At 75.2% G+C, this 25,020-nt stretch carries 23 protein-coding genes; 8 read left to right on the top strand and 15 right to left on the bottom strand.

The window, feature by feature from the left end; translation table 11 throughout:
* Positions 1-1,473 (top strand): helix-turn-helix domain-containing protein, encoded by a 1,473-nt coding sequence (locus BM414_RS07405; protein ID WP_245784552.1) that lies wholly within the window; start codon positions 1-3, stop codon positions 1,471-1,473.
* A 46-nt stretch (positions 1,474-1,519) separates the two neighbouring features.
* Here BM414_RS07405 and metH read toward each other — a convergent pair whose 3' ends face one another.
* Positions 1,520-5,338 (bottom strand): methionine synthase, encoded by a 3,819-nt coding sequence (gene metH / locus BM414_RS07400; RefSeq protein WP_245784551.1) that lies wholly within the window; start codon positions 5,336-5,338, stop codon positions 1,520-1,522.
* Positions 5,339-5,478: 140 nt separating this feature from the next.
* Here metH and BM414_RS07395 point away from each other — a divergent pair, with 140 nt between their 5' ends.
* The gene (locus BM414_RS07395; protein ID WP_093578818.1) at positions 5,479-6,342 is read left to right on the top strand and encodes a PAC2 family protein; all 864 of its coding nucleotides are present in this window, start codon (positions 5,479-5,481) and stop codon (positions 6,340-6,342) included.
* 160 nt (positions 6,343-6,502) lie between these two features.
* On the opposite strand, the gene BM414_RS07390 is transcribed toward BM414_RS07395, so the two are convergent.
* The 5 genes from BM414_RS07390 to BM414_RS07370 all read right to left on the bottom strand — a co-directional run bounded on the left by BM414_RS07390 (position 6,503) and on the right by BM414_RS07370 (position 13,112).
* On the bottom strand, positions 6,503-7,537 hold the full coding sequence (locus BM414_RS07390) for an HD domain-containing protein (RefSeq protein ID WP_093578817.1): 1,035 nt from the start codon (positions 7,535-7,537) through the stop codon (positions 6,503-6,505).
* On the bottom strand, positions 7,537-8,802 hold the full coding sequence (gene mshC / locus BM414_RS07385) for a cysteine--1-D-myo-inosityl 2-amino-2-deoxy-alpha-D-glucopyranoside ligase (RefSeq protein WP_093578816.1): 1,266 nt from the start codon (positions 8,800-8,802) through the stop codon (positions 7,537-7,539). The genes BM414_RS07390 and mshC overlap by 1 nt, the downstream gene beginning before the upstream one ends.
* A 133-nt stretch (positions 8,803-8,935) precedes the next feature.
* Positions 8,936-10,456 carry a glycerol kinase GlpK gene (gene glpK / locus BM414_RS07380; RefSeq protein ID WP_093578815.1) on the bottom strand — a complete coding sequence of 507 codons (1,521 nt, stop codon included), beginning with the start codon at positions 10,454-10,456 and terminating at the stop codon, positions 8,936-8,938.
* Between the two features lie 40 nt (positions 10,457-10,496).
* Positions 10,497-11,222, bottom strand: a complete 726-nt coding sequence (locus BM414_RS07375; RefSeq protein WP_217644600.1) for an MIP/aquaporin family protein — start codon at positions 11,220-11,222, stop codon at positions 10,497-10,499.
* A gap of 144 nt (positions 11,223-11,366) precedes the next feature.
* Positions 11,367-13,112 carry a glycerol-3-phosphate dehydrogenase/oxidase gene (locus BM414_RS07370; protein WP_245784550.1) on the bottom strand — a complete coding sequence of 582 codons (1,746 nt, stop codon included), beginning with the start codon at positions 13,110-13,112 and terminating at the stop codon, positions 11,367-11,369.
* 174 nt (positions 13,113-13,286) lie between these two features.
* Here BM414_RS07370 and BM414_RS07365 point away from each other — a divergent pair, with 174 nt between their 5' ends.
* Together BM414_RS07365 and BM414_RS07360 are read left to right on the top strand one after the other, a co-directional pair.
* Complete coding sequence (locus tag BM414_RS07365) at positions 13,287-14,270, top strand: sugar-binding transcriptional regulator (RefSeq protein ID WP_093578814.1); 984 nt, start codon at positions 13,287-13,289, stop codon at positions 14,268-14,270.
* Positions 14,271-14,306: 36 nt separating this feature from the next.
* Complete coding sequence (locus BM414_RS07360; protein WP_093579030.1) at positions 14,307-15,023, top strand: maleylpyruvate isomerase family mycothiol-dependent enzyme; 717 nt, start codon at positions 14,307-14,309, stop codon at positions 15,021-15,023.
* Between the two features lie 159 nt (positions 15,024-15,182).
* On the opposite strand, the gene BM414_RS07355 is transcribed toward BM414_RS07360, so the two are convergent.
* The 3 genes from BM414_RS07355 to BM414_RS07345 are packed head-to-tail and all read right to left on the bottom strand — an operon-like array spanning position 15,183 to position 17,234.
* Entirely contained in the window at positions 15,183-15,926 is a 744-nt protein-coding gene (locus tag BM414_RS07355) for an SCO1664 family protein (RefSeq protein WP_093578813.1), read from the bottom strand.
* 16 nt (positions 15,927-15,942) lie between these two features.
* A complete protein-coding gene (locus BM414_RS07350) occupies positions 15,943-16,494 on the bottom strand; it encodes a DUF3090 family protein (RefSeq protein WP_093578812.1) in 552 nt (183 codons plus the stop codon).
* A gap of 35 nt (positions 16,495-16,529) precedes the next feature.
* A complete protein-coding gene (locus tag BM414_RS07345; RefSeq protein WP_093578811.1) occupies positions 16,530-17,234 on the bottom strand; it encodes a histidine phosphatase family protein in 705 nt (234 codons plus the stop codon).
* Between the two features lie 78 nt (positions 17,235-17,312).
* On the opposite strand from BM414_RS07345, the gene BM414_RS07340 reads away from it, so the two are divergent.
* Entirely contained in the window at positions 17,313-17,978 is a 666-nt protein-coding gene (locus BM414_RS07340) for a GPP34 family phosphoprotein (protein ID WP_093578810.1), read from the top strand.
* Positions 17,979-17,982: 4 nt separating this feature from the next.
* On the opposite strand, the gene BM414_RS07335 is transcribed toward BM414_RS07340, so the two are convergent.
* Entirely contained in the window at positions 17,983-18,816 is an 834-nt protein-coding gene (locus tag BM414_RS07335) for an undecaprenyl-diphosphate phosphatase (RefSeq protein ID WP_093578809.1), read from the bottom strand.
* Positions 18,817-18,993: 177 nt separating this feature from the next.
* Here BM414_RS07335 and BM414_RS07330 point away from each other — a divergent pair, with 177 nt between their 5' ends.
* Together BM414_RS07330 and BM414_RS07325 are read left to right on the top strand one after the other, a co-directional pair.
* Positions 18,994-19,974 (top strand): aldo/keto reductase, encoded by a 981-nt coding sequence (locus BM414_RS07330; protein ID WP_093578808.1) that lies wholly within the window; start codon positions 18,994-18,996, stop codon positions 19,972-19,974.
* Complete coding sequence (locus BM414_RS07325) at positions 19,971-21,953, top strand: AAA family ATPase (protein ID WP_093578807.1); 1,983 nt, start codon at positions 19,971-19,973, stop codon at positions 21,951-21,953. Before BM414_RS07330 ends, BM414_RS07325 begins: the two co-directional genes overlap by 4 nt.
* Before the next feature lie 56 nt (positions 21,954-22,009).
* Here BM414_RS07325 and BM414_RS07320 read toward each other — a convergent pair whose 3' ends face one another.
* The 5 genes from BM414_RS07320 to BM414_RS07305 form a co-directional block, all read right to left on the bottom strand.
* On the bottom strand, positions 22,010-22,780 hold the full coding sequence (locus BM414_RS07320) for a DUF2470 domain-containing protein (protein ID WP_093578806.1): 771 nt from the start codon (positions 22,778-22,780) through the stop codon (positions 22,010-22,012).
* Positions 22,781-22,916: 136 nt separating this feature from the next.
* The gene (locus tag BM414_RS30090) at positions 22,917-23,339 is read right to left on the bottom strand and encodes a Rossmann-fold NAD(P)-binding domain-containing protein (protein ID WP_217644599.1); all 423 of its coding nucleotides are present in this window, start codon (positions 23,337-23,339) and stop codon (positions 22,917-22,919) included.
* 18 nt (positions 23,340-23,357) lie between these two features.
* A complete protein-coding gene (locus BM414_RS30085; RefSeq protein WP_217644598.1) occupies positions 23,358-23,801 on the bottom strand; it encodes an NAD(P)H-binding protein in 444 nt (147 codons plus the stop codon).
* 30 nt (positions 23,802-23,831) lie between these two features.
* The gene (locus tag BM414_RS07310; RefSeq protein WP_093578805.1) at positions 23,832-24,314 is read right to left on the bottom strand and encodes a hypothetical protein; all 483 of its coding nucleotides are present in this window, start codon (positions 24,312-24,314) and stop codon (positions 23,832-23,834) included.
* A 70-nt stretch (positions 24,315-24,384) separates the two neighbouring features.
* A complete protein-coding gene (locus tag BM414_RS07305) occupies positions 24,385-24,645 on the bottom strand; it encodes a hypothetical protein (protein WP_093578804.1) in 261 nt (86 codons plus the stop codon).
* 123 nt (positions 24,646-24,768) lie between these two features.
* Here BM414_RS07305 and BM414_RS07300 point away from each other — a divergent pair, with 123 nt between their 5' ends.
* The gene (locus tag BM414_RS07300; RefSeq protein WP_093578803.1) at positions 24,769-24,972 is read left to right on the top strand and encodes a DUF5703 family protein; all 204 of its coding nucleotides are present in this window, start codon (positions 24,769-24,771) and stop codon (positions 24,970-24,972) included.
* Positions 24,973-25,020 lie beyond the last annotated feature (48 nt).

Below are 25,020 nucleotides of genomic sequence, written 5' to 3'. Positions count from 1 at the left end.
GTGGACGAGGTGGTCACCGCACCCGGTCCGCTGCCCGACCCGGCGCCGGCCGCCCGGCGGGCCGCCCCACGGGTGCGTGCCTCGTGGCGGCGCAGTCAGGGCTACGGGGTCCCGTCCGACGAGGTCGTGCCCGTCTTCACCGGCACCCCGGACACCGGGTCGCTGCTGTACGAGTGCGCGCACCGGGTGCTCACCGACCTGCAGTCGACGATCGCCGACGAGCCGGTCAGCCTGATGGTCGCCGACCCGGACGGGTTCGTGCTCGCCCGCCTCGGCGACGACGCGTCGATCTCCCGCGCCCTCGACCGCGTCCACCTGGCACCCGGGTTCTCCTACAGCGAGCGCAACGCCGGCACCAACGGCCTGGGCCTGTCGCTGGCCGACCGGGCGCCGTCGCTGGTGCGTGCCGCCGACCACTGGTGCACCGACCTGCGCGGCTACACCTGCGCCGCCGCGCCCGTGCTCGAGCCCGTCACCGGCGAGCTGGCCGGCAGCATCAACCTGACCACCTGGTCGGACTCCTCCTCCGAGCTGCTGCTTGGCTTGGCCCAGACGGCGGCCAGCGCCACCAGCGCGCTCATGGCGGTGCGCACCGGCGGCCGGGTGGTGCGCCCCGCGCCGCGCGGCGAGGTCTTCCGGGTGATCGGCGGCTCGCTGGCGCCCGACGACGGCGACCCCTGCGTCTCCCCCGCCTGGCGGGCGGCGGTGGACCAGGCGGCGGTCGCGGTCTCCGCGGGCCGGGTGACCGTCGTCGTCGGCGAGGAGGGCGCCGGCAAGGCGACGCTGGCCGCACTGGCCCGGCGGCGGATGCCGGCCCGGCAGCGGCTGCTGCACGCCCGCGCCCCGGAGGCCGGGGACGTCGCCCCCTGGCTGGAGCTGTGGACCCCGGAGCTGCGCGACGCCGACACCTGCGTGATCGTCTCCGGGCTGCACCGCCTGCCCGCCTGGGCCGCCGGGGAGCTCGCGCAGGTGCTGGCGACGGTCCGCCGCACCGGCCGGCCGCAGCCGTTCGTGCTCACCGCGCCGGACTACGCGGCGCTGCCCGACCCGCTCGCCCGGCTGGTCGACGCCGTCGTCGAGGTGCCGCCGCTGCGCGCGCGGTCCGACGACGTGCTGCCGCTGGCCGCCTGGACCGCCCGGCGGGAGCGCCACCGCGAGGTCGCGTTCACCCCGCGCGCGGCCCGGGCGCTGGCCGGCTACGGCTGGCCGGGCAACGTCGCCCAGCTGCGCCGCGTGGCGCGGGAGGCCGCGGCCCGCGCCGACGTCGTCGACGTGCACCACCTGGCGCCCGAGGTCCTCGACGGCGGCACGCGGCCGCTGTCCCGGCTAGAGCGGCTCGAGCGCGACGAGATCGTGCGGTGCCTGACCGAGCCGGGCACCACGATGACCCGCGTCGCCGAGGAGCTCGGCATCGGCCGCGCCACGCTCTACCGCAAGATCGCCCAGTACAAGATCACGGTCCCGCAGCGCTGAGCAGGCGGCGTGTCGGAGCGGCCCCGGTGCACGGGCCCGCAGTTCGTCACTCGTCGTCGGTGCGGTAGCCCAGGTTCGGGGCCAGCCAGCGCTCGGCCTCCCGCAGCGTCCAGCCCTTGCGCCGCGCGTAGTCCTCCACCTGGTCGCGGCCGACCCGGCCCAGGTTGAAGTAGCGCGACTCCGGGTGCGAGAAGTACAGCCCGCTGACCGCCGCCCCCGGCCACATGGCCATCGACTCGGTCAACTGCAGGCCGGTGGCCGCCTCGACGTCGAGCAGGTCCCAGATCGTCTGCTTCTCGGTGTGCTCGGGGCAGGCCGGGTAGCCCGGCGCCGGCCGGATGCCGCGGTAGCGCTCGGCGATGAGCGCGTCGGCGTCGAGCCGCTCGTCGGTGGCGTAGCCCCAGAACTCCCGGCGCACCCGCTCGTGCAGCCGCTCGGCGAACGCCTCGGCCAGCCGGTCGGCCAGCGACTCGAGCAGGATCGCCGAGTAGTCGTCGTGGGCGGCCTTGAAGGCCGTCACCCGCTCGGCCGAGCCCACCCCCGCGGTGACGGCGAAGGCGCCCACGTGGTCGCGCAGCCCGGTCTCCTTGGGCGCCACGAAGTCGGCCAGCGACTTGCGCGGCGCGCCGTCGCGGCCCTCGTTCTGCTGCCGCAGCTGGTGCAGCACGGCGCGCACCTGCGTGCGCGACTCGTCGGTGTAGACCTCGATGTCCTCGCCGTCGACCCGGGCGGCGGGGAACAGCCCCACGACGCCGTTGGCGGTCAGCCAGCGCTCGGCGACGATCCGGTCGAGCATCTCCTGCGCGTCGGCGTAGAGCCGCCGCGCCGCCTCGCCGCTGGCCGGGTTGTGCAGGATGTCGGGGAACCGGCCGCGCATCTCCCACGCGGAGAAGAACGGCTGCCAGTCGATGTAGCCGCGCAGCTCCTCGAGGGAGTAGTCGCGCAGCACGCGGGTGTGCTGCACGGCCGTGTGCTGGACGGCCTGGCCGTGCCCGCGGTGGTCGCAGGCCGGGCCGGTGCACACGTCGCGGGCCTGCTGCACGAGCATCCGCGGCCGCGGCGGGGTGTAGGACGACCAGTCCAGCTGCGGCGCGGCGGCGCGGGCGGCGGCCAGCGGCAGCAGCCGGCGGGTGTCCTCCCGGGCGGCGTGCCGCTCCCGCAGCGTCTCGTACTCGGTCTCGGTGGCCGACAGCAGCCCCGGGCGCTGCTCGTCGCTCAGCAGCGCGGCCACGACCGGCACCGACCGGGAGGCGTCCTTCACCCAGATCACCGGGCCGTGGTAGCGCGGGGCCACCTTGACGGCGGTGTGCGCGCGCGACGTCGTCGCCCCGCCCACGAGCAGCGGGACCTCGAAGCCCTGCCGCTCCATCTCGCCGGCCAGGTTGACCATCTCGTCCAGCGACGGCGTGATCAGCCCGGACAGGCCGATGACGTCGGCGCCGACCTCCTTGGCGGTGTCGAGCACCTTCTGCGCCGGCACCATGACGCCGAGGTCGACGACGTCGTAGTTGTTGCACTGCAGGACGACGCCGACGATGTTCTTGCCGATGTCGTGGACGTCGCCCTTCACGGTGGCCATGACCACGGTGCCGTTGGTGCGCTCGGCGTCGCCGGGCTGCTTCTCCGCCTCGATGTACGGGATGAGGTGGGCGACGGCCTTCTTCATCACGCGGGCGGACTTGACCACCTGCGGCAGGAACATCTTCCCGGCGCCGAACAGGTCGCCGACGACGTTCATGCCGGCCATCAGCGGGCCCTCGATGACCTCGATCGGCCGGCCGCCGCGGGCGGAGATCTCCACGCGCAGCTCCTCGGTGTCGGCCTCGACGAACTCGTCGACGCCCTTGACCAGCGCGTGGGTGATCCGCTCGTCCACCGGCAGCGCGCGCCACTCCTCGGTGGCCGCCTCCTTGGCGACGCCGTCGCCGGCGTAGTCCCCGGCGATCTCCAGCAGCCGCTCGGTGGCGTCGGGGCGGCGGGCGAGGACGACGTCCTCGATGCGGTCCCGCAGCTCGCGCGGGACCTCCTCGTACACCTCCAGCGCCCCGGCGTTGACGATGCCCATGTCCATGCCGGCGGCGATGGCGTGGAAGAGGAACACCGCGTGGATGGCCTCGCGCACCGGGTTGTTGCCCCGGAAGGAGAACGACACGTTGGAGACGCCGCCGGAGACCAGCGCGCCGGGCAGGTTCTCCTTGATCCAGCGGGTGGCCTCGATGAAGTCCAGGCCGTAGCGGGCGTGCTCCTCGATGCCGGTGGCGACGGCGAAGATGTTGGGGTCGAAGATCAGGTCCTCGGCGGGGAAGCCGACCTGCTGCGTGAGGACGTCGTACGCGCGGCGGCAGATCTGCTGCCGGCGCTCGAGCGTGTCGGCCTGGCCGTCCTCGTCGAAGGCCATGACGACGACGGCCGCGCCGTACTTGCGGCACAGCCGGGCCTGCTCGACGAACTCCGCCTCGCCGTTCTTCAGCGAGATCGAGTTGACGATCGACTTGCCCTGCAGCTGCTGCAGACCGGCCTCGATGACCTCCCACTTGGAGGAGTCGACCATCACCGGCACGCGGCAGATGTCGGGCTCGGAGGCGATCAGGCGGGTGAAGCGGGCCATCGCCGCGACCCCGTCGATCATGCCCTCGTCCATGTTGACGTCGATCACCTGCGCGCCGGCCTCGACCTGCTGGCGGGCCACGGCCAGCGCCGTCGGGTAGTCGCCGTCGCGGATCAGCCGGCGGAAGCGGGCCGAGCCGGTGATGTTGGTCCGCTCGCCCACGTTGACGAACAGCGAGTCCCCGTCGACGGTCAGCGGCTCCAGGCCCGACAGCCGCAGCGCGGGGCGAGCCGTCACCGGCGTGCGCGGGGGCAGCCCGTCGACGGCCGCGGCGACGGCGGCGATGTGCGCCGGCGTGGTGCCGCAGCAGCCGCCGACCATGTTGACGAAGCCGTCCTCGGCGAAGCCGCGCAGGACCGCGGCGGTGTCCTCGGGCGCCTCGTCGTACTCGCCGAAGGCGTTCGGCAGCCCGGCGTTGGGATAGGCGGAGACGAAGGTGCCGGCGAGCCGCGCGAGCTCGGCGACGTAGGGCCGCAGCTCCTTGGCGCCCAGCGCACAGTTGAGCCCGACCAGCAGCGGCCGCACGTGGCGCACGGAGTTCCAGAACGCCTCGGTGGTCTGCCCCGACAGCGTCCGGCCCGAGGCGTCGGTGATCGTGCCGGAGACCATCACCGGCCAGCGCCGGCCGCGCTGCTCGAACAGCGTCTCCACCGCGAAGACCGCCGCCTTGGCGTTGAGCGTGTCGAAGACCGTCTCGATCAGCAGGACGTCGGCGCCGCCGTCAACCAGGCCGGCGGCCTGCTCGAGGTAGGCCTCGACCAGCTCGCCGAAGGTGACGTTGCGGGCGCCGGGGTCGTTGACGTCGGGCGAGATGGACGCCGTCCGGCTGGTCGGCCCGATCGCGCCGGCGACGTACCGGGGCCGCTCGGGCGTGCGCGCGGTCGCGGCGTCGGCCTCGCGGCGGGCCAGCCGGGCCGCCGTCACGTTGATCTCGCGGGCCAGCTCCGACATGCCGTAGTCGGCCAGCGAGATCGCCGTCGCGTTGAAGGTGTTGGTCTCGATGACGTCCGCGCCGGCGTCGAGGTACTCGCGGTGGATGCCCGCCACCAGCTCGGGCCGGGTGAGCACGAGCAGGTCGTTGTTGCCCTGGACGTCGACCGGCCAGTCGGCGAAGCGCTCCCCGCGGTAGCCGGCCTCGCTCGGGCGGTCGCGCTGGATCGCCGTCCCCATCGCACCGTCGAGCACGAGGATGCGCTGGCGGAGCAGGGCGGTGAGCTCCGCGGTGGCGTCGGGGCGTGGCTGCGGGGCGTCGGTCACGGGCGTCCTCGGGGGTCGGTGGGTGGAGGTGCGCGTAGCACCAGCAGCGGCCGCGGACCCGGCCGCATTCCACGGCGGCGCCCATCCTCCCATCCCGCGTTCCCCTGGTGGGGCGGCGCGACCGACGTAGGCTCGCAGGGGTGATCGACCCGAAGTCCGCTCCCGAGGAACTGCCCCAGCTGAACCAGCCGGTGGCGGTGGTCGCCTTCGAGGGCTGGAACGACGCGGGGGACGCCGCCACCGGGGCGCTCGAGCACCTCGAGCTGATCTGGGACGCCACGCCGCTGGCGGCGCTCGACCCCGAGGACTACTACGACTTCCAGGTCAACCGGCCCACCGTCTCCCTCGTCGGCGGGGTGAGCCGGCGCATCGAGTGGCCGACGACGCGCATCTCCGTGGCGCGCCCGCCGGGCAGCGACCGCGACGTCGTCCTGATCCGCGGGATCGAGCCGAACATGCGCTGGCGGGGCTTCTGCCAGGAGCTCATCGAGCTGTGCGAGGAGCTCGAGGTCCAGACCGTCGTCGCGCTCGGCGCCCTGCTCGCCGACACCCCGCACACCCGGCCCACGCCGGTGACCGGCTCGGCCTACGACGAGGAGTCCGCGCGGGCGTGGGGGCTGGAGACCTCCCGGTACGAGGGCTCGACGGGCATCCTCGGCGTCTTCCAGGACGCCTGCGTGCAGGCCGGTCTCCCGGCGGTGAGCTTCTGGGCGGCGGTGCCGCACTACGTCTCCCAGCCGCCGTCGCCACGGGCCACCGTCGCGCTGCTGCAGCGCGTCGAGGAGGTGCTGGAGGTGACCGTGCCGCTCGGCGGGCTCCCCCAGCAGGCCGACGAGTGGGTCAAGACCGTCGACGAGATGGCCCAGGAGGACGCCGAGGTCGTCGAGTACGTGCGCTCGCTCGAGGAGCGCGCCGCCGAGACCGACCTGTCCGAGGCCAACGGCGACCAGATCGCCCGCGAGTTCGAGCGCTACCTCCGCCGCCGCGGGTCCTCCCCCAACTAGCCGGTCCCCCGTCCGCCGCTCCGGCGGCGGGCGGGTTCCTCGCGGATGGGTTGGGGGTAACGGCTGGCCGACACCGCGTTGCGGGCGTCGTCCGTGCGTTGCCGGTCCTGCCGCACCCGCACCGCGCGAGCAACGCCGGCAGTGCGGCCTCCCGACCGGCTCAGCCCCGGCGCAGGAGCGGGGTCATGCGGGCGGCGGCGTCGTCGCCGAAGAGCCGGTCGTGGGTGGCCAGCGCGAAGCGGTCGGTCATGCCCGAGACGTGGTCGACGACCTGCGTGACCGGGTCGGCCGCGGTGTCGCGGTAGGTCGCCGGGATGAGCTCGGGGTGCGCGAGGTGGTGATCGACCAGCCGGCGGATGACGTCGACGGCGAGCTGCTTCTGCCCCGCGGCCGTCTCCGACAGGTAGACGCGCTGGAACATGAACGCCCGCAGCTCGTGCATCGCGGCCAGCGGCCGGGGCGCCATGACCACGGCGCCACCGTCGGCCAGCGAGCCCTCGACGACGGCGCCGACCATCGCGCCGACCATCGCGCTGCCGGGCTCGCCGAACACCTCGCGCGCGCGGGCGGGCAGGTCTCCGGCCCGCAGCACCCCGGCCCGGACGGCGTCGAGCGCGTCGTGGGAGAGGTAGGCGATCCGGTCGGCGTAGCGGACGCACTCCCCCTCGCGCGTGGCCGGCGGCGGCGTGATCTTCCAGCTGTGCGCGCGGATGCCGTCGCGCACCTCCCAGGTCAGGTTGAGGTGCTCGAGCACCTCCACGATCCGCACGCCCTGCGCGGCGTGGTGCCAGCCGCCGGGGACGTAGGGGTCGAAGGCGTCCTCGCCGATGTGGCCGAACGGCGAGTGGCCGACGTCGTGGCCCAGCGCGATCGCCTCGGCCAGCGTCTCGTTGAGCCCCAGGGCCCGGGCGATGGCGCGCGCGACCTGGGTGACCTGCAGCGTGTGGGTGAGCCGGGTGACGAAGTGGTCGCCGTCGGGGTTCAGGAAGACCTGCGTCTTGTGCTTGAGCCGGCGGAACGCCTTGGCGTGCAGGATCCGGTCCCGGTCGCGCTCGAAGGCGGTGCGCAGCGGGTCCTCGGGCTCGGCGACGGCGCGGCCGCGGGTGGCCGCCGCGCGCGTGGCGGCCGGGGCGAGCGCCTCCTCCTCCCGCTCCCGGGCGGCGCGGTCGGTGGACCGGAAGCCCGCACCGGCCATCAGGCCTCCTGGAGGCCGACGCCCAGCAGCGCGTCGACGGCGTCGGCGACCACGGCCGGCGCCCCGTCCTCGGGGTCCCCGTCGCCGGCCAGCGTCGCCGCCGCCCACGCGTCGACGGCGGCGATGGCACCCGGGCTGTCGAGGTCGTCGGAGAGCCGCTCGCGCAGCGCCGCGAGCACCGGTGCGGCCGGGGCGCCGGCGTCGAGGGCCGCGGCGCGCCGCCAGGTGGCCAGCCGCTCCTCGGCGGCGGTCAGCAGGTCCGGCGTCCAGGCACGGTCGGTGCGGTAGTGGCCCGACAGCAGCGCCAGCCGGATCGCCATCGGGTCGACGCCCTCGCCGCGCAGCTTGGAGACGAACACCAAGTTGCCCCGGCTCTTGCTCATCTTCTCGCCGTCGAGGCCGATCATCGCCGCGTGCACGTAGGCCTGCGCGAAGGGTCCCTTCTCCCCCGCCGTGATGGCGGTGAGCGCCTCGGCGTGCACGGCGGAGTACTCGTGGTGCGGGAACACCAGGTCGCTGCCGCCGCCCTGCACGTCGAAGCCCATGCCGATGGTGTCCAGGGCGATGGCCGCGCACTCGATGTGCCAGCCCGGCCGGCCCTCGATCCCGCGGGGGCCGGGCCAGGACGGCTCGCCCTCGCGCCGGCCGCGCCACAGCAGCGGGTCGAGGCGGTTGCGCTTGCCCGGGCGGTCGGGGTCGCCGCCGCGCTCGGCCGACAGGGCCAGCATGGTGGCCTCGTCGTAGCCGGACTCCTCGCCGAAGCCGGGCGCCTGGGCGACGTCGTGGTAGACGTCGCCCGTGCCGTCGTCGAGGACGTAGGCCAGGCCCTCGTCGAGCAGCGTCTCCACGTGCGCCACGATCCGCGGGATGGTCGCGACCGCGCCCACGTAGTCCTCGGGCGGCAGCACGCGCAGCGCGGTCATGTCCTCGCGGAACAGCGCGGTCTCGCGCATGGCGAGCACCACCCAGTCCTCGCCGTCGCGCTCGGCCCGCTCGAGCAGCGGGTCGTCGACGTCGGTCACGTTCTGCACGTAGTGGACGGCGTGCCCGGCGTCCCGCCACAGCCGGTTGACCAGGTCGAAGGCCAGGTAGGTGGCGGCGTGTCCGAGGTGGGTGGCGTCGTAGGGGGTGATCCCGCAGACGTACATCCGGGCCACCGGTCCCGGCTCGGTGTCGACCACCTGGCCGCGCGCGGTGTCGAACAGCCGCAGGACCGGACCGGGGCCCGGGAGGGTCGGCAGGAGCGGAGCGGGCCAGGCGAGCACGGCAGCGAGCCTAGTGTCGCGGTCCGACACGCCCGCGGACGCCGTCCCCGCCTGGGGACGGCGCCCGCGCACGGCCCCTCTGCAGGGTCCCGCCCCGAGCGTGCGAGGGGTGGGGGGCAGAGGGGTCCCTCACTCACTCGGCGTCGTCGTCGTCCACCCAGTCGAGGGTGCGCTGGACCGCCTTCTGCCACTTGCGGTAGTACCGGTCGCGGTCGGCCGACTCCATCGCCGGGCTCCACCGCTTGTCCTCGGCCCACTGGCTGGTCAGCTCGTCCTCGTCGGCCCAGAAGCCGACCGCCAGGCCCGCCGCGTACGCCGCGCCGAGCGCCGTCGTCTCGGCGATCTGGGGCCGGACGACGTCGACGCCGAGGATGTCGGCCTGGAACTGCATGAGCAGCTCGTTGCCCACCATGCCGCCGTCGACCCGCAGCTCGGTGAGGTCGACGCCGGAGTCGGCGTTCATGGCCTCGACGACCTCGCGCGTCTGGTAGGCCGTGGCCTCCAGCACCGCCCGTGCCAGGTGCCCGCGGTTGACGTAGCGGGTCAGCCCGACCAGCGCGCCGCGGGCGTCGGAGCGCCAGTGCGGGGCGAACAGGCCGGAGAACGCCGGCACGAAGTAGGCGCCGCCGTTGTCGTCGACCGACCGGGCCACCGCCTCGATCTCCGCCGCCCCGCCGATGAGCCGCAGGTTGTCGCGCACCCACTGCACCAGCGAGCCGGTGACGGCGATCGAGCCCTCGAGCGCGTAGACGGGCTTGCGGTCGCCGATCTTGTAGCAGACCGTCGTCAGCAGGCCGTTCTTCGACGACACCGCCTCCTCGCCGGTGTTGAGCAGCAGGAAGTTGCCGGTGCCGTAGGTGTTCTTGGCCATGCCCGGCGAGAAGCAGACCTGCCCGAAGGTGGCCGCCTGCTGGTCACCGAGCGAGCCGGCGATCTTCACGCCGGCCAGCGCACCGGCCTTGCGGCCCTCGCCGTAGACCTCGGAGTTGGAGCGGATCTCCGGGAGCATCGACATCGGGATGCGCATGTCGGCGGCGATGGACTCGTCCCACGTGAGCGTCTTGTAGTCCATGAGCATCGTGCGTGAGGCGTTGCTGACGTCGGTGATGTGCTGGCCGCCGTCGGTGCCGCCGGTCATGTTCCACAGCATCCAGCTGTCGATCGTGCCCATGAGCAGGTCGCCGCGCTCGGCGCGGTCGCGGGCGCCCTCGACGTTGTCGAGGATCCAGGTGACCTTGGGCCCGGCGAAGTAGGTGGCCAGGGGCAGGCCGACCTTCTCCTTATAGCGCTCGGCTCCCCCGCCGAGCTCGCCGAGCTCGGTGACGATCCGGTCGGTGCGGGTGTCCTGCCAGACGATGGCGTTGTACACCGGCTCGCCGGTGTTCTTGTCCCACACGACGGTGGTCTCGCGCTGGTTGGTGAGCCCGACGGCGGCGAGGTCGGTGGCGACGAGGTCGGCGCGGGCGAGTGCCTGGCCGACGACCTCGCGGACGTTGGTCCAGATCTCCTGCGCGTCGTGCTCGACCCACCCGGCGCGCGGGAAGATCTGGCGGTGCTCCTTCTGGGCCACGGCCACGACGGCCCCGGCGTGGTCGAAGACCATGCAGCGGGTGCTGGTCGTGCCCTGGTCGATGGCGGCGATGTAGGTGGTCACTGCTTCCTCCTGGTGCGTCGTTGCAGAGGGGTGGGGCGGGTCAGAAGACCCGGGAGAGCAGGCCGGCCAGGACGGCGCCGACGATCGGTCCGACGACCGGGACCCACGAGTAGCCCCAGTCGCTGCCGCCCTTGCCGCGGATGGGCAGCACCGCGTGCGCGATGCGAGGCCCGAGGTCACGGGCGGGGTTGATGGCGTACCCGGTGGGTCCACCGAGCGACGCGCCGATCGACACGACGAGCAGCGCCACGGCGAGCGGGCCGATCTGGGAGGGGGTGTTGCCGAACTTCAGGATCACGTAGACCAGCACGAAGGTGCCGATCAGCTCGGTGACGACGTTCCAGGGGAGCGCCCGGATCGCCGGGCCGGTGGAGAAGGTCCCCAGGATCTCGCCGGGGTCGGGGTGGGCGGCGTAGTGCTCGCGGTAGGCCAGCCAGGCGACCACGGCGCCGAGGAAGGCGCCGACGAACTCGCCGGCGAAGTAGACCAGGGTGCTGCCGATGGTGATGTCGACGCCGGGGGCGTACTCGTCGGCCCCTGACGCCCACAGACCGACGGTGACGGCCGGGTTGAGGTGCGCACCGCTGCGGTAGGCGGCGTAGACGCCGACGAAGACCGCCAGCCCCCAGCCGAAGTTGATCAGCAGCCAGTCCGCGCCGCGACCCTTCGAGTCGGTGAGCAGCACGTTGGCGACCACGCCGACGCCGAGGAGGAGCAGCAGTCCGGTGCCGAGCACCTCGGAGAAGAAGACGGAGACCAGTGACACGTAGACACCTCTCTGTGTCCGGTTGTGCCGGGATGGGGGTCCCGCCCGGCTCGGGCGGGTCGTGCGGGATCCCTGTCCAGTCCTCCTCTCGCGGGGATCGTCGTGGGGATCCGGGCCGGCGGGGCTCCCCGCCGGCCCGGGGGTTCAGGAGGCGCTGGCGAAGGGCCGGATCTCCGGCGCCTGCAGCCGCGCCCGCTCGGCGGAGGTGTCGTCGGGCATCGCCTCGGCGGCGTGCTCGGCCTCCACGCGAGCGAGGTACGTGGAGATCTCCCGCTCGAGCTGCGCGTCGTCCCAGCCCAGCAGCCCGGCCATGAGCTCGGCGGCCGGGCGGGCCGACGCCGTCCCGCGGTCGGCCTGCTCGTAGGACAGCCGGGTGCGGCGGGTGAGCACGTCCTCCAGGTGCAGGGCGCCCTCGGCGGTCACGGCGTAGACGACCTCCGCCCGCAGGTAGTCCGGCGCGCCCTCGAGCGGGCGACCGAGGTCGGGGTCGGCGTCGACCAGCGCGAGGACCTCGTCGACGAGGCTGCCGTAGCGGTCGAGCAGGTGCTCCACGCGGGTCTCGGTCCAGCCGTGGGCGGTGGCCAGGTGGGCCTTGCGGTTCCAGCGGACCCGGTAGCCGTCGGCGCCGGCCAGCGGCAGCTCCTCGGTGAGCGAGGCGGGGATGGGCGCCACGGGGTCCTCGCCGGGCGCCCGGTCCTTCAGGGCCATGTCGACGACGTCGCGGGCCATGACGCGGTAGGTCGTGTACTTGCCGCCGGCGATCATCGTCAGGCCCGGCCGGACGGTGGCCACGGTGTGCTCGCGGGAGACCCGCGTCGTCCCGCCGGCCTCCTCGTCGATCGGCTGCAGCAGCGGGCGCAGGCCGGTGTAGACGCCGAGGACGTCCTCGCGGGTGAGCGGCCGGGTGAGGACCGCGTTGGCGTGCTCGAGCAGGTAGTCGACGTCGGCGGCCGAGGCGACCGGGTGGTCCTTGGCGAGGTCCCACGGGGTGTCGGTCGTGCCGATCACCCAGTGCGTCGGCCACGGGATGATGAACAGCACGCTCTTCTCGGTGCGCAGGATGAAGCCGTCGTCGCCGGCGATGACGTCGCGCGGGACGGCGATGTGCACGCCCTTGGAGGCCCGCACGGTCAGGCCCTGGGCGGCGAAGAGCTCCTGCACCTGATCGGTCCACACACCGGTGGCACCGACGACGTGGCGGGCGCGGATGGTGAGCTCCCGGCCGGTCTCGAGGTCCACGGCGCGCACGCCGGCGACCCGGCCGTCCTCCTCGTGGTAGCCGGTGACCTGGGTGCGGCTGGCGGCCAGCGCGCCGTGGCCGACGGCGGTGCGCACGAGCACCTGCACGAGGCGGGCGTCGTCGACCTTGGCGTCCCAGTAGCGGATGGCGCCGATGGCGACGTCGTCGCTCAGCGAGGGGGCGACCCGGCGCAGCGCCTTCTTCGACAGGTGGCGGTGCAGCGGGACGCCGCGGCCGCCCACCCGGCCGAGCAGGCCGCCGAGGGCGTCGTAGAGGGCGATGCCGGCGCCGGTGTAGACCCGCTCCCAGACGCGGTGGCGCAGCGGGTACAGGAACGGCACCGGGTGGACCAGGTGGGGCGCGAGCCGGCCGACGAGCAGGCCGCGCTCGTGCAACGCCTCGCGGACGAGGGCGAAGTCGAGCATCTCCAGGTAGCGAAGGCCGCCGTGCACGAGCTTGCTGGCCCGGCTGGAGGTGCCCGAGGCCCAGTCGCGCTGCTCGAGCAGGCCGACCGACAGGCCGCGGCTGGCGGCGTCGAGGGCCGCGCCGGCACCGGTGACGCCGCCGCCGATGACCAGGACGTCGAGGACCTCGCGGGACATGCGCTCGAGGGCGGAGGTGCGGACCTCGGGTGAGAGGGCTGTGGACACCGGGACTCCTGGGTGGTGCGGGTGGTGCGGGGCGACGGCGGGCGTGCCGCCACCCGGGGACAGGGTGCAACTTGCACCTACTCGGCTCCCGGGGCAACCGTCTGCACATCCGTGCACGCCGGGGCTAGTGTGGAGCCCGCGCGCGGGGCCTCCCTGGCGGGGAGGGGGTGGGGCATGGCGGCCGACCAGGACCTGGAGCGGGTGGCCAGGCGGTACTGGCTGGATCGCGTGCGGATGGATGACATCGCCACCGAGGAGGGGATCTCCCGCTCCACGGTGTCCCGGATGCTCGACGCCGCGCGGGCGCTGGGCATCGTCACCGTGTCGGTGAACGCCGTGCACGGACGTGCAGCGTCGATGGCGAGCGAGCTCGGGCACCGGTACGGCGTGACCGCGCGTGTCGTGGCGGTGCCCGACGACGCCTCCGACGTCGCCCGGTTGCAGCTCGTGGCCGACCGCACCGCGGCGGTCCTGGACGAGGCGATGGGCGACGGGATGACCCTCGGACTGGCCTGGGGTACCACCACCAGCGCGGTCGGGCAGCACCTGCGGGCGCGGCCGCTGCGCGACGCGCACGTCGTCCAGCTCAACGGCGCGATGAACACCCACAGCAGCGGCGTGGGGTACGGCAGCGACGTCCTCGGCCGGTTCGGCACCGCCTGGGACGCGCAGGTGCACCACTTCCCGGTGCCGGCGTTCTTCGACCGGCCCGAGACCCGCCAGGCCATGTGGCGGGAGCGCAGCGTGCGGCGGGTGCTCGGCATCCAGCAGTCCGCCGACGTCGCGCTGTTCGGCGTCGGCGCGGTGGCCGGCGCCGTCCCGAGCCGGGTGTGGGCCGAGGGGTACCTGACCCACGCCGACCGCGCCGACCTCGCCGCCGCCTCGGTGGTCGGCGACGTGTGCACCGTGTTCCTGCGCGCCGACGGGTCGTGGGAGGGCATCCCGATCAACGCGCGCACCAGCGGGTTGGTCCCGCCGGCGCTGCGCCGCATCCCGCGGCGGGTGTGCGCGGTGTCCGGCGTCAACAAGGTCACGGCGCTGGCCGCGGCGCTGGCCGGCGGGCTGGTCACCGACCTGGTGCTCGACGAGCGCACCGCCTCCGCACTCCTGCTGCGCCGCACCGCGCCGCGCCCCGTCCCGGCGCTCTGGAGCCGCTAGCGTCGGCCCGCACCCGTGCTGCGCGAGGAGGCCGAGATGGAACTGTCGGGCTACCTGCCGGAGCTGCGCCGGGTCGACGCCCGCTTCGCCGACGCCGCCGCCGAGGCCGTGCTGGCCCGCGGATGGGCGGCCCCGGTGCCCGGCTGCCCGGGCTGGACGCTGGCCGACCTGGTCGCACACCTGGGCGAGGTGCAGCACTTCTGGGCGTTCGTCGTGCGCACCCGCGCCGCCGACCCGGGTGCATACGTCGAACCAGCCCGCCGTCCCGACGACGAGCTGCTGGCATGGGCGGCCGCGCAGTCCGCGGAGCTGGAGACCGTGCTGGTCTCCGCCGACCCGGCCGCGCGGGTGTGGACGTGGGCGCCGCAGAAGGACGTCGCCTTCGTCCTGCGCCGGCAGGTCCAGGAGGCCGTGGTACACACCGTCGACGTCGAGCAGGTCCTCGGCGACGTGCGGCCGATCCCCGCCGACGTGGGCCTCGACGGCCTCGACGAGTGGCTGGAGGTCATGGTGCCCGGCGCGCTGCCCGACGGTCCGCCCGAGGGCGCGCACCCGGTGGTGCTGCACGCGATCGACGCCGGGGTCGAGCGCACGCTGTTCGCGGGCTCCCGTCCGCAGCCGGTGGCCACGCTGCGGGGCACCGCCGGGGACCTGCTGCTCGCCTGCTGGCGGCGGGTGCCGCTGGAGGTGCTCACCGTCGACGGCGACGGGTTGCAGGCCGCGGCGATGATCGCCGCCGTCGACCTGTCCTGAGCCGCCTCAGGGCCAGGTGCGGCATGCCGGGCAGTGTGTGCGCCGACGCCGGGTTCCGGGACCCGGAGTGCTGCGTCAGCGCACACCCTCGTCGGGTGGGGCCCAGCGGCGCCCGGGACGGCACCTGGCCGCGGTGTCGGCCGGTGGCCGACGGTGTGCTCAGAAGGGCGGCCAGGGCAGGGCGGGCCAGTCCCCCGACGGCTCCGGGTGCAGCTGGGTGCGCAGCAGCTCGGCCACCCGCTGCTGGGTGCAGCGGACCTCGCGGCGGGTGAGGTGCTCGTGCAGCGCCTCGCCGAGGTCGCCGCGCAGGTCCTCGGCCAGCCGCTCGAGCACGGCCAGGGCCTCCAGCGGCAGCGGCTTGCCCGCCCAGCGCCACAGCAGTGTGCGCAGCTTCGGGTCCGGTGAGAAGCAGATGCCGTGGTCGACGCCGTACACGTGCCCCGAGGTCGTCGGGATGATGTGCCCGCCCTTGCGGTCGGCGTTGTTCACGACGGCGTCGAACACCGCCATGCGGCGCAGACCGGGGTCGTTGGAGCGCACGAAGGCGGCCAGGTCGACGTCGGGGTCGCTGTCGATCCACAGCTGTACCATGCCCGGCCCGAACGGCCCCTCGCGCAGCACGGTGGGCGGCACGACCGACCAGCCGGTGGCCTCGCTGACCAGCGCGGCGGAGACCTCACGGCCGGCGAGCGTGCCGTCGGGGAAGTCCCACAGCGGGCGCTCCCCGGCGACCGGCTTGTAGACGCACTCCGCCTCGAGCGTGCCGGTGCGCAGCGTGCCGAACAGCGTCACGTTGCTGGCGTCGATCATCCGGCCCTCGAGGTCGATCTCGCCCTCGAGCAGCAGGGTCCGCGCCTCGGCGTCGCCGGCCGGGGCGCGCAGCTCCTCCACGGGGTCGCTCATCACCGGGCCCCGCGGATCAGCGGCGGTAGCCGTTCTGCCGCGGGCAGACGTGCCCGGTCGGGTCCAGCGGCAGTGAGCACAGCGGGCACGACGGCCGTCCGGCGGCGACGACGCGGCGGGCGCGGGCCACGAACGAGCGGGCCGCGCCGGGGGTGATGGTCACCCGCAGCGCGTCGGGGCCCTCCTCGGCGTCGGAGAGGATGGCGTCCTCGTCGACCGGCTCGTCGGTGGCGGCCACGGCCTCGACGACGACGGCCTGCGCCTCGCCGTCCCAGGCCAGGCCCATGGCGGCGACGCGGAACTCCTCGTCGACGGGCGGGGTGAGCGGGTCGAGGTCGTCGACGTCGGCGGTGGTGGGGACGGCCGTGCCGGGGCGCGTGGCGATCTCGTCGAGCAGCTCGTCCATGCGCTCGGCGAGGACCTGCACCTGCGACTTCTCCAGCGCGACGCTGACCACCCGGCCGTCGCCGTCGGAGGCCTGCAGGTAGAAGGTGCGGTCCCCGGGCTGGCCCACCGTGCCGGCGACGAACCGGGACGGGCGGTCGAAGTGATGGACCTGGCGGGGCACGCGCCCAGGTTACGCGGGCGTCCGGACCGCCGCGTTCAGGTCGCGGCCGCCCCGGCCCCGCCGCCCACGACGGCGTCGGAGTCGGCTCGGCTCCGCCGGCGGCCCTTCTTCTTCGGCGGGACCAGCGCGGAGACGTCGCCGCCGGAGTCGTTCATGCGGACGACGAACGGGCGGGTCTCGGTGTAGGTGACCACCGAGATCGACGCCGGGTCGACGACGATCCGCTGGAAGGCGTCCAGGTGCAGGCCGAGGGCGTCGGCGAGGACGGCCTTGATGACGTCGCCGTGGCTGCACGCGAGCCACACCGCGTCGGGCCCCAGCCGGGCGTTCCACTCGCGGACGGCGGCCACCGCGCGGGCCTGGGTCTGTGCCAGCCCCTCACCCTCGGCGCCGGGGAACACCGCCGCGGAGGGGTGCTGCTGCACGACCTTCCACATCGGGTCCTTGACCAGTTCCTTGAGCGGCCGGCCGGTCCAGTCGCCGTAGCGGGCCTCGCCGAGGCGGTCGTCGGTCGCCAGCTCCAGGTCACGGCCGCCCAGGACGGCGCCGGCGGTCTGCCGGCAGCGCTCCAGCGGGCTGCTCACCACCGCGGCCAGCGGCACCGGCGCGAGGCGGGCCGCCACCGCGTCCACCTGCGCCTGCCCGGTCTCGTCGAGCTGCACGCCCGGGGTCCAGCCGGCCAGCACGCCACCGGCGTTCGCCGTCGTCCGACCGTGGCGCAGGAGGATGACGGTGGTCACGCGGCCGAGCGTAGGCGGGCGTCCCGGGCGACGCCGTCCGCGGTGATCACCGGGGTCGAGCGATGCGGAGGGCAGCACGTGGGCGAGGGAACCGGTGGCGGCGCGGCCCTGGACGGGATGCGCGTGGCTGCTCGACTGGCGCTGCTGTGCCTGCAGGGCGACGGGCGCCTGACGCCGTCCCGTGCGGCCGGGCAGGCCGTGCGCGCGGGCGGCCTGGTCGACCTGGTCCTGGCCGGGCGTCTGGTCGAGGAGGCCGACGCCGTCGACCTCCTGCCCGGGCCGGGTGCGGGCCCGGTCGCCGAGGGGCTCGTGGCGGAGGTCGACGCCGACCCGGGACGGCCGCTCGCCGACCTCGTCGAGCGCGGCCGGACGGGCCTGGCCGAGGCGGCCGGCGAGCTGGTGGGCCGCGGGCTCTGGGGAGCGCGGGCGTCGCTGCTGCCGTGGCGCCCGGACCGCTACCGGCCGGCCGACCCGTCGCTGGCCCGGACGGCCCTGGCGCCGGCGGTCGCCGCCGTCTCCACGGAGGGAGCCGCCCCGGCTCCGGACCGGGCTGCCACCGCGGTCCTCGCCACGGTCGCGGGCCTGGTCGACGGCCGCTACGCCGACGCCGACGAGCGCCTGCTGGCCGCCTGCGGACCGGCGGAGTGGGTGACGCGCACGGCCGCCGAGGTCATCACGACGTCACGCCGGTGGCACGACTCCCTCGGCCGCACGACCATCGCCGACCTGGGGACGCCGTGGTGAGCCGCTACTGCGAGGCGAGGACCCCCACGCCGACCAGCGCGAGCAGCGCGAGCCCCAGCACCACGCGGTAGACGACGAACGGCGTGAACGTGCCGCGGTCGAGGTAGCGCAGCAGCCAGGCGATCACGGACAGGCCCACGGCGAAGGCGATGACCGTGGCGAGGGCCGTCGGACCCCAGGAGACCGTCTCCCCCTCGACGCCGCCGGTGAGCACCTCGTAGACCTGGAACGCACCCGAGCCGAGCACCGCCGGGATGGCCAGTAGGAACGAGTACCGGGCCGCGGCGGCGCGGGTGTAGCCGAGGAACAGCCCCATGGTGATCGTGCCGCCCGAGCGGGACACACCGGGCACCAGCGCCATCGCCTGCGCGAGTCCGAACAGCAGCCCGTCGCGGACGGTGAGGTGCCGCAGCTCCCGCTCCTTGCGCCCCACCCGGTCGGCCCAGTAGAGGACCAGCGAGAACGCCACGAGCGAGATGGCCACGATCCGCAGGTCGCGCAGCGTCGTCTCGATGTCGTCCTGGAACAGCAGGCCGAGGACGACGATCGGGATGCTGCCGACGATGATCAGCCAGCCCATGCGGGCGTCGGGGTCGGACCGCTTCGCGCGGTCGGACAGCGCCCGCACCCAGGCGACGACGATCCGCGCGATGTCCCTGCGGAAGTAGAGGAGCACCGCGGCCTCGGTGCCGATCTGCGTGATCGCGGTGAAGGCCGCGCCCGGGTCACCCCAGCCGGCGGCCTCGCCGACCACCCGCAGGTGCGCGCTGGAGGAGATCGGCAGGAACTCCGTCAGCCCCTGCACCAGCCCCAGGACGACCGCCTCGAACCACCCCACGGCCGCTCAGCCCCGCCGGTCCGTCGTCGGGCGGGCGGGCGGGCACGGGCGGAACGGGAGCACGGGGGGACAGCCTAGGTCGGACCCCGCGGTGCGGCCGGAGCCACACCGGCGCGCCGTCGCCGACCCGCCGCGCCCACCGGCCGGTGTCGTCCCGCGGCGGTAGGTTGGCCGGTCGTGGAACAACGGGCGCTGGGGCGCAGTGGCCTGGTCGTCTCCCGGCTGGCGCTGGGCACCATGACCTGGGGCCGGGACACCGACGAGGACGAGGCGGCACTGCAGCTCACCGCCTTCGTCGACGCCGGGGGCACCCTCGTCGACACCGCCGACGTCTACTGCGACGGCGACAGCGAGCGGACGCTGGGCCGGCTGCTCGCCGACGTCGTCCCGCGGTCGGAGGTGCTCGTCGCCACCAAGGCCGTGGGCCGCACCGGCCCCGGGCCACTGGGCCGGGGCGCCTCCCGCGGGCACCTGCTGGCCGCGCTCGACGCCTCGCTGGCGCGGCTGGGCGTCGACCACGTCGACCTGTGGCAGCTGCACGCCTGGGACGAGCACACCCCGGTCGAGGAGACCCTCGCCGCCTGCGACATCGCCGTCGCCACCGGCCGGGTGCGCTACGTCGGTGTGAGCAACTACACCGGCTGGCAGACCGCGCAGGCCGCCACCTGGCAGCGCGCCTGGCCCGGCCGCATCCCGCTGGTGAGCACGCAGGTCGAGTACTCGCTGCTGCAGCGCGGCGTCGAGCGGGAGGTCGTGCCGGCCGCGGAGGCGCTCGGGCTCGGCGTGCTGGCGTGGTCGCCGCTGGGCCGCGGGTTGCTCACCGGCAAGTACCGCACCGGCACCCCGCCGGAGTCCCGTGGCGCCTCGCCGCAGTGGGCCGGCTTCGTCGACGACCTGCGCTCGGCGACCGCCGACCGGATCGTCGAGGCGGTCGCCACCGCCGCCGGCGGCCTGGGCACCTCGCCGCTGGCCGTAGCGCTGGCCTGGGTCCGCGACCGCCCCGGCGTGGTCGCCCCCGTCGTCGGCGCGCGCACCGCCGCGCAGCTGCAGGCCTCCCTCGACGCCGACGCCGTCCGGCTGCCCGCGGCCATCCGCACCGCGCTCGAGGACGTCTCGGCGCCGCACTTCTCCTACCCCGACCAGCGGACCGCCCGATGACCTCTCCCTCCACCCGCACCGCACCGACCCCCGCGCCGGTCTGGCCGGACCCGGTCTTCGGCGCCTTCTGCACCGCCGGGCTGTGGCCGGGCCTGGGCAAGCGGGCCGTCGCCGAGCTGCCCGGCGCCGGGATCACCACCCCCGACGACGTCACCGCGGCGAAGCTGCTGAAGATGCCGCGGGTCGGCAAGCAGCGCGCCGAGCGGCTGTTCTCCTCGTTCCTGTCCGCGGCGCCCACCTACGAGGTGGTCGAGCTGCTGGTCAAGGCCGGGCTGGAGGCCAAGCTGGCGTCCTCGGCCGCCGACTCGCTCGGCGACGACGCGGCGCGGCGGCTGCGCGACGACCCGTGGGCGCTGCTCGGGCTCACCAACGTCAGGCTCGGCGACGCCGACCGGCTGGCGATCTCGCTGCTCCCCGGCGCCGACCGTCAGGACTCCCGCCGCGGCCGCGCGATCGTCGTCATGACGCTGCGGACCGCCGCCCGCGACGGGCACACCGTGCTGCCGGCCGACCTGGTCGTCGCCGCGCTGCGCGCCGAGGGCGTGGCCGACGCGGCGGCGGCGATCACCGCGGCGGTCGAGTCCGCCGACGTGCTCGCCCACGAGCCGCCGGAGCCCGAGTGGGACGAGGACTCCGGCGAGGAGCCGCCCGAGCCCGACCCCGCGCTGCGGACGCTGTCCCTGGCCCGCTACGGCATGGCCGAGGAGGAGGTCGCCGAGGGCGTGGCCCGGCTGGCGGCCACCGCCGAGCGGATCGCCGACCCAGCCGCCGTCCGGTCGGTGTCCAAGGGCCTCGACGAGGCGCAGAAGCAGGCCGTCGCCCAGGTGCTGGGCGCCGGCGTCTCGTTGCTGACCGGCGGACCGGGCACCGGCAAGAGCCGCACCGTGGCCGCCGTCGTCCGGCTGCTCAAGGCCAAGGGCACCGAGGTGGCGCTCGCCGCGCCCACCGGCCGGGCGGCCAAGCGCCTGGAGGAGCTCACCGACCACCCGGCGGTCACCGTGCACCGGCTGCTGCAGGCGCAGGGTTTCGGCGGCGGGTTCGCCCGCAACGAGGAGTGGCCGCTCGACGCCGACGTCGTCGTGGTGGACGAGGCCTCGATGCTCGACGTCGAGCTCACCTCGGCGCTGATCGAGGCCTGTCCCGACGGCACCCACCTGCTGCTGGTGGGCGACCCCGCGCAGCTGCCCTCGATCGGCCCCGGGCACGTGCTCGGCGACCTCATCGACTCCGGAGCCGTCCCGGTGACCGAGCTGAGCACGCTGTACCGGCAGGCCGAGGGCGGCGCCATCGCCCGGCTGGCGAGCGCGGTGCGCACCGGTGAGCTGCCCCCGGTCGACTCCCCCGACCGCGAGGTCGTCGTCGTCCCGGCGTCCGGCAGCGGCGAGGCCGCCCGCCGGGTGGTGCAGCTGGTCACCGACTCGATCCCGCGGGCGCTGGGGATCGAGCCGCGCAACGTGCAGGTGGTGACGCCGGTGCACCGCGGGCCGGCCGGCACGATCGAGCTCAACAAGGCGCTCAAGGAGGAGCTCAACCCCGGCGACGGCACGGTGTTCGGCTTCGACGTCGGCGACCGGGTGGTGGCCACCGCCAACCACCTCGACCTCGAGCCGATCGGGTTCGCCAACGGCGAGGTCGGCGTGGTCACCGGCACCGGCGAGGGCACCCTCGACGTCGCCTTCGCCTCCGGGCCGGTCACGGTGCCCGGTGACGCGCTGCCCGACCTCAAGCACGGCTGGGCGATCACGGTGCACCGCGCGCAGGGGTCGGAGTGGCCGGGCGTCGTCGTGGTGCTGCCGCCGGAGGCCGGCGGGATGCTGTCGCGGCCGCTGGTCTACACCGCGCTCACGCGCGCGCAGCAGCACCTGTCGATCGTGCACGCGTCGGGCGCGGCGCTGGCGCGGGCGGTGCGGGAGGTCGACGTCCGCCCGCGGCGTACCCGCCTGGCCCAGCTCCTCCGCGAGAACCTGTCGCAGGCATAGGAAGCTCTCCGCACGTCTCGGGAGCCGGGACGTGCGGAGAGCTTCCTTTGCCGCGTTCAGTCGCGGCGGGTGAGACCGGCGCGCAGGGCGCAGAGCAGCTGGGACGTCGCCGCGCGGAGCTGGCCGGGGCAGCTGAGCGGGCTCGGGAAGGGCACCCGGACGTCGCGGTGCCCGCCCGGCCGCTCGACGCGCAGCCGGTAGCCGAAGCGGTCGATGCCGAGCGGCCGCACCGTCTCCCCCGGGCCGACCGGTACCCGGCTGCGGAGGACCGCGAGCACGTCGGGGTGGTCGCGGTCGAGGTGCTGCAGCATCCGCTCCTCGACGGCGGCGACCGGGTCGGGCCGGGCAGCGGCGAAGTCGGCCGGCGAGACCTCGGCGCAGTCGGCGCCCTCGCGCAGCACCACCTCGGCCAGGTCCAGGCGCAGCAGCAGGGCGCTCGTGCCGACGTCGAGCAGCGCGCCCTCGGGGCGGACCTCGGCGAAGGCCACCGCGGCCGGGCGCCGGTCGGCCTCGGGCACCGGGGTCAGCCAGCCGGACAGCCACAGGGTGGCGCGCACCGGGTCGCGCAGCGGCACCGGCGCGCGGTCGCTGACCATGAGCAGCGCCGACACGTCCCGGTCGGGAGCGGCGCCCAGGGCGCCGGCGACCTCGCCGTCGGCGGGCACCAGCACGAGGACCTGCCCGGCGGCGGTGGTCGCGTGCGTCAGCGGGCGGCTCGGCTCGCGGCCGGCCACGCACAGCGCGGCGGCGGTGCGGGTGGCCGCGGTGCGGGCGCGCTCGGGGGCACCGGCGACGGAGAGCGCGGACGGACCAGGGCAGGTGGTCAAGGCTCCCCCTCGGGACGACGACTTAGGCCAGCCTAACCACACTCGTCGCCACCGGGGAAGCGGAGGAGCAGCAGGACGAGCACGAGGGGCGACGCCCGAGCACGGCCGGCGCGGGCTCGCCTGCGGACGCGCCGGGTCAGGCGGCCAGCAGCGGGCGCAGGTGCTCGTGCGCCCAGGCCGCGAGCGTCGTCGGCGTGGTGGTCAGCACCGTGCGCGGGTCCGCGGGCTCGAGGTCGCGCAGGCCGGCGGCCATGCCGACGACCGCCTCGACCTGCCGTCCGGTCAGGCCGACCGCCGTCAGCCCGGCGCGCAGGTCGTCGTCGCTGATCCGTTCCGCCCGGACCGGGTGCCCGGTGGCCGTGGAGACGACCTCGGCGACCTCGTGCCAGGTGAGGTCGGCCGGGCCGTGCACGCCCTGCACCTGCCGGCCGGTCCAGTCGGCCGCGAGCAGCCGGGCGGCGGCGACGTCGCCGACGTCGCGCGGGTCGACCCACGGCATCGGGGCGTCGAGGTGCCAGGGGGTGCGCAGCACGCCGGCGCGCAGGTCGTCGACGTCCATGAGCAGGTTGGTCGTGAATCAGCCGCAGCGGAGGTGGCAGACGGCGGCGCCGGTCGTGCCGGACGCCGCGTCGAGCGCCTCCTCGGTGCGCGCCAGCCCGTCGATGTCGCCGGCGCCCGAGCGCTTCTCGGCCCCGACGCTGCTCTGGAACACCGTGTGCCCGATGCCGTGCGTGGTGACCGCGCAGGTGGCGGTCTCCCCCAGCGCGGCCGCCGCGGCGACCGGGTCGTCGGCGCCGGTGGGCGGGCAGACCCAGTACAGGGCGGTGGCGCCCTCGGTCGCGCGCAGCACGGCGTCGCGGTCGGTGAGGTCGACGGGGACGGCGTCGACGTGCCCGTGCAGGCCGGGCTGGAGCCGTGCGGGGTCGCGCAGCAGGAGCCGCGGGCGGACCCCGGCCTGCACGAGCAACCGCGTCACGCGCGAGCCGACGTTCCCGGTGGGCGTGGTCACCACGATCGTCATGCCCGAGGTCTACCGGCCCCCACCGACAGGTCAGGCGGGCGGCCCGCTGTTCAGCGCGACGGCCCGGTGCAGCCGGCGCCGGAAGACCACGGTGGCCCCGACGGCCACGGCGAGGACTGCGACGACGCCCCACGAGACGTCCTCGGGCTCCCCCGCGACCAGCCGGACCGCGATCCCCACGACCTGCAGGAGGAGCCAGACCGCCACCAGGACCAGGAGCACCCGCTGGCCCCTCGTCGCCTCCCGCCACTGCAGCCCGGACAGCGCCTGCCGCGCGTGCGCGACCGCCGCCCGCCGCAGCCGCTCGTCGTCGAGCCTCCGCCCGCGCGCCACCGCGGTGCTCACCGCGGCGGCCTCCCCGGCGCTGAGGCCGTGCGCCCGGACCAGGTCACCCCACGGGTCGGCGCCGCGGCCGGGACGCAGCCGCGACCAGGAACGCCGTCCGCCGAGCCAGAACGCCAGCAGGGGAAGGCCGACGAGCAGCAGGACGATCGAGACGACGGCGGCGGTCACGCCGGGGATCGTCGGGGTGCACGGTCACCCTGCGCGAGGCGCTCCCCCGATCGGGTGCCGTGCTGCAGTGTCAGGAGGTGCGGTCGTCCTCGTCGAAGGGGACGTCGACCTCCTGCTCGAGGACGTCGGCCTCGTTGGCGTCGACGTCGCCGATCGGCCGCAGCGGACCAGCCGAGCCCGGCGCGGCGGCCAGCTGCTGCTCGAGCGCGTCCGCCTCGTTCGCGCCGTCGGCGATCGGGCCGGCGTCCCCGGCGACCGCGGGCGCGGCCGGCTCGAGGAGGGCCTCCTGCTCGGCGCGGTCGGCCTCGCTGGCGGAACCGGGATCGGTCACGTCGTCCTCCCTCGGGTGCGGCTGGCGGATCGCCGCCCATCCTGCCGTCCGGGCTCCGGAGCGGCAGCCCCGCAAGCGTCGGGCGGGTGTCCGGCAGGTGTCGGCCGTGGCAACATCGGTCCGGTGAGCACGGCCGACGACTACGAGTACGCGCCGCTGCGGATCCCGCCGGGCACGTCCCGGACCGCAGCGGCGACCATGCTGAGCCTGCAGGTCGACGTCGGCGGCTGGGAGCTCGCGCGCCTCCAGCTGCACGCCGACGGCACCCGCAAGGCGATCCTCCGCCGCCGCGCGCGGCTGTCCTACCTCCCGATGCCCGTCACCTGAGGCAAGGAGACCCTGCCCCACCCCTCGCACGCTCGGGGCGGGCGCCTG

The sequence above is a fragment of the Geodermatophilus amargosae genome, assembly GCF_900116515.1.
GTDB classification, from domain to species: domain Bacteria; phylum Actinomycetota; class Actinomycetes; order Mycobacteriales; family Geodermatophilaceae; genus Geodermatophilus; species Geodermatophilus amargosae.
This window is presented reverse-complemented; position numbering and strand designations above follow the sequence as displayed.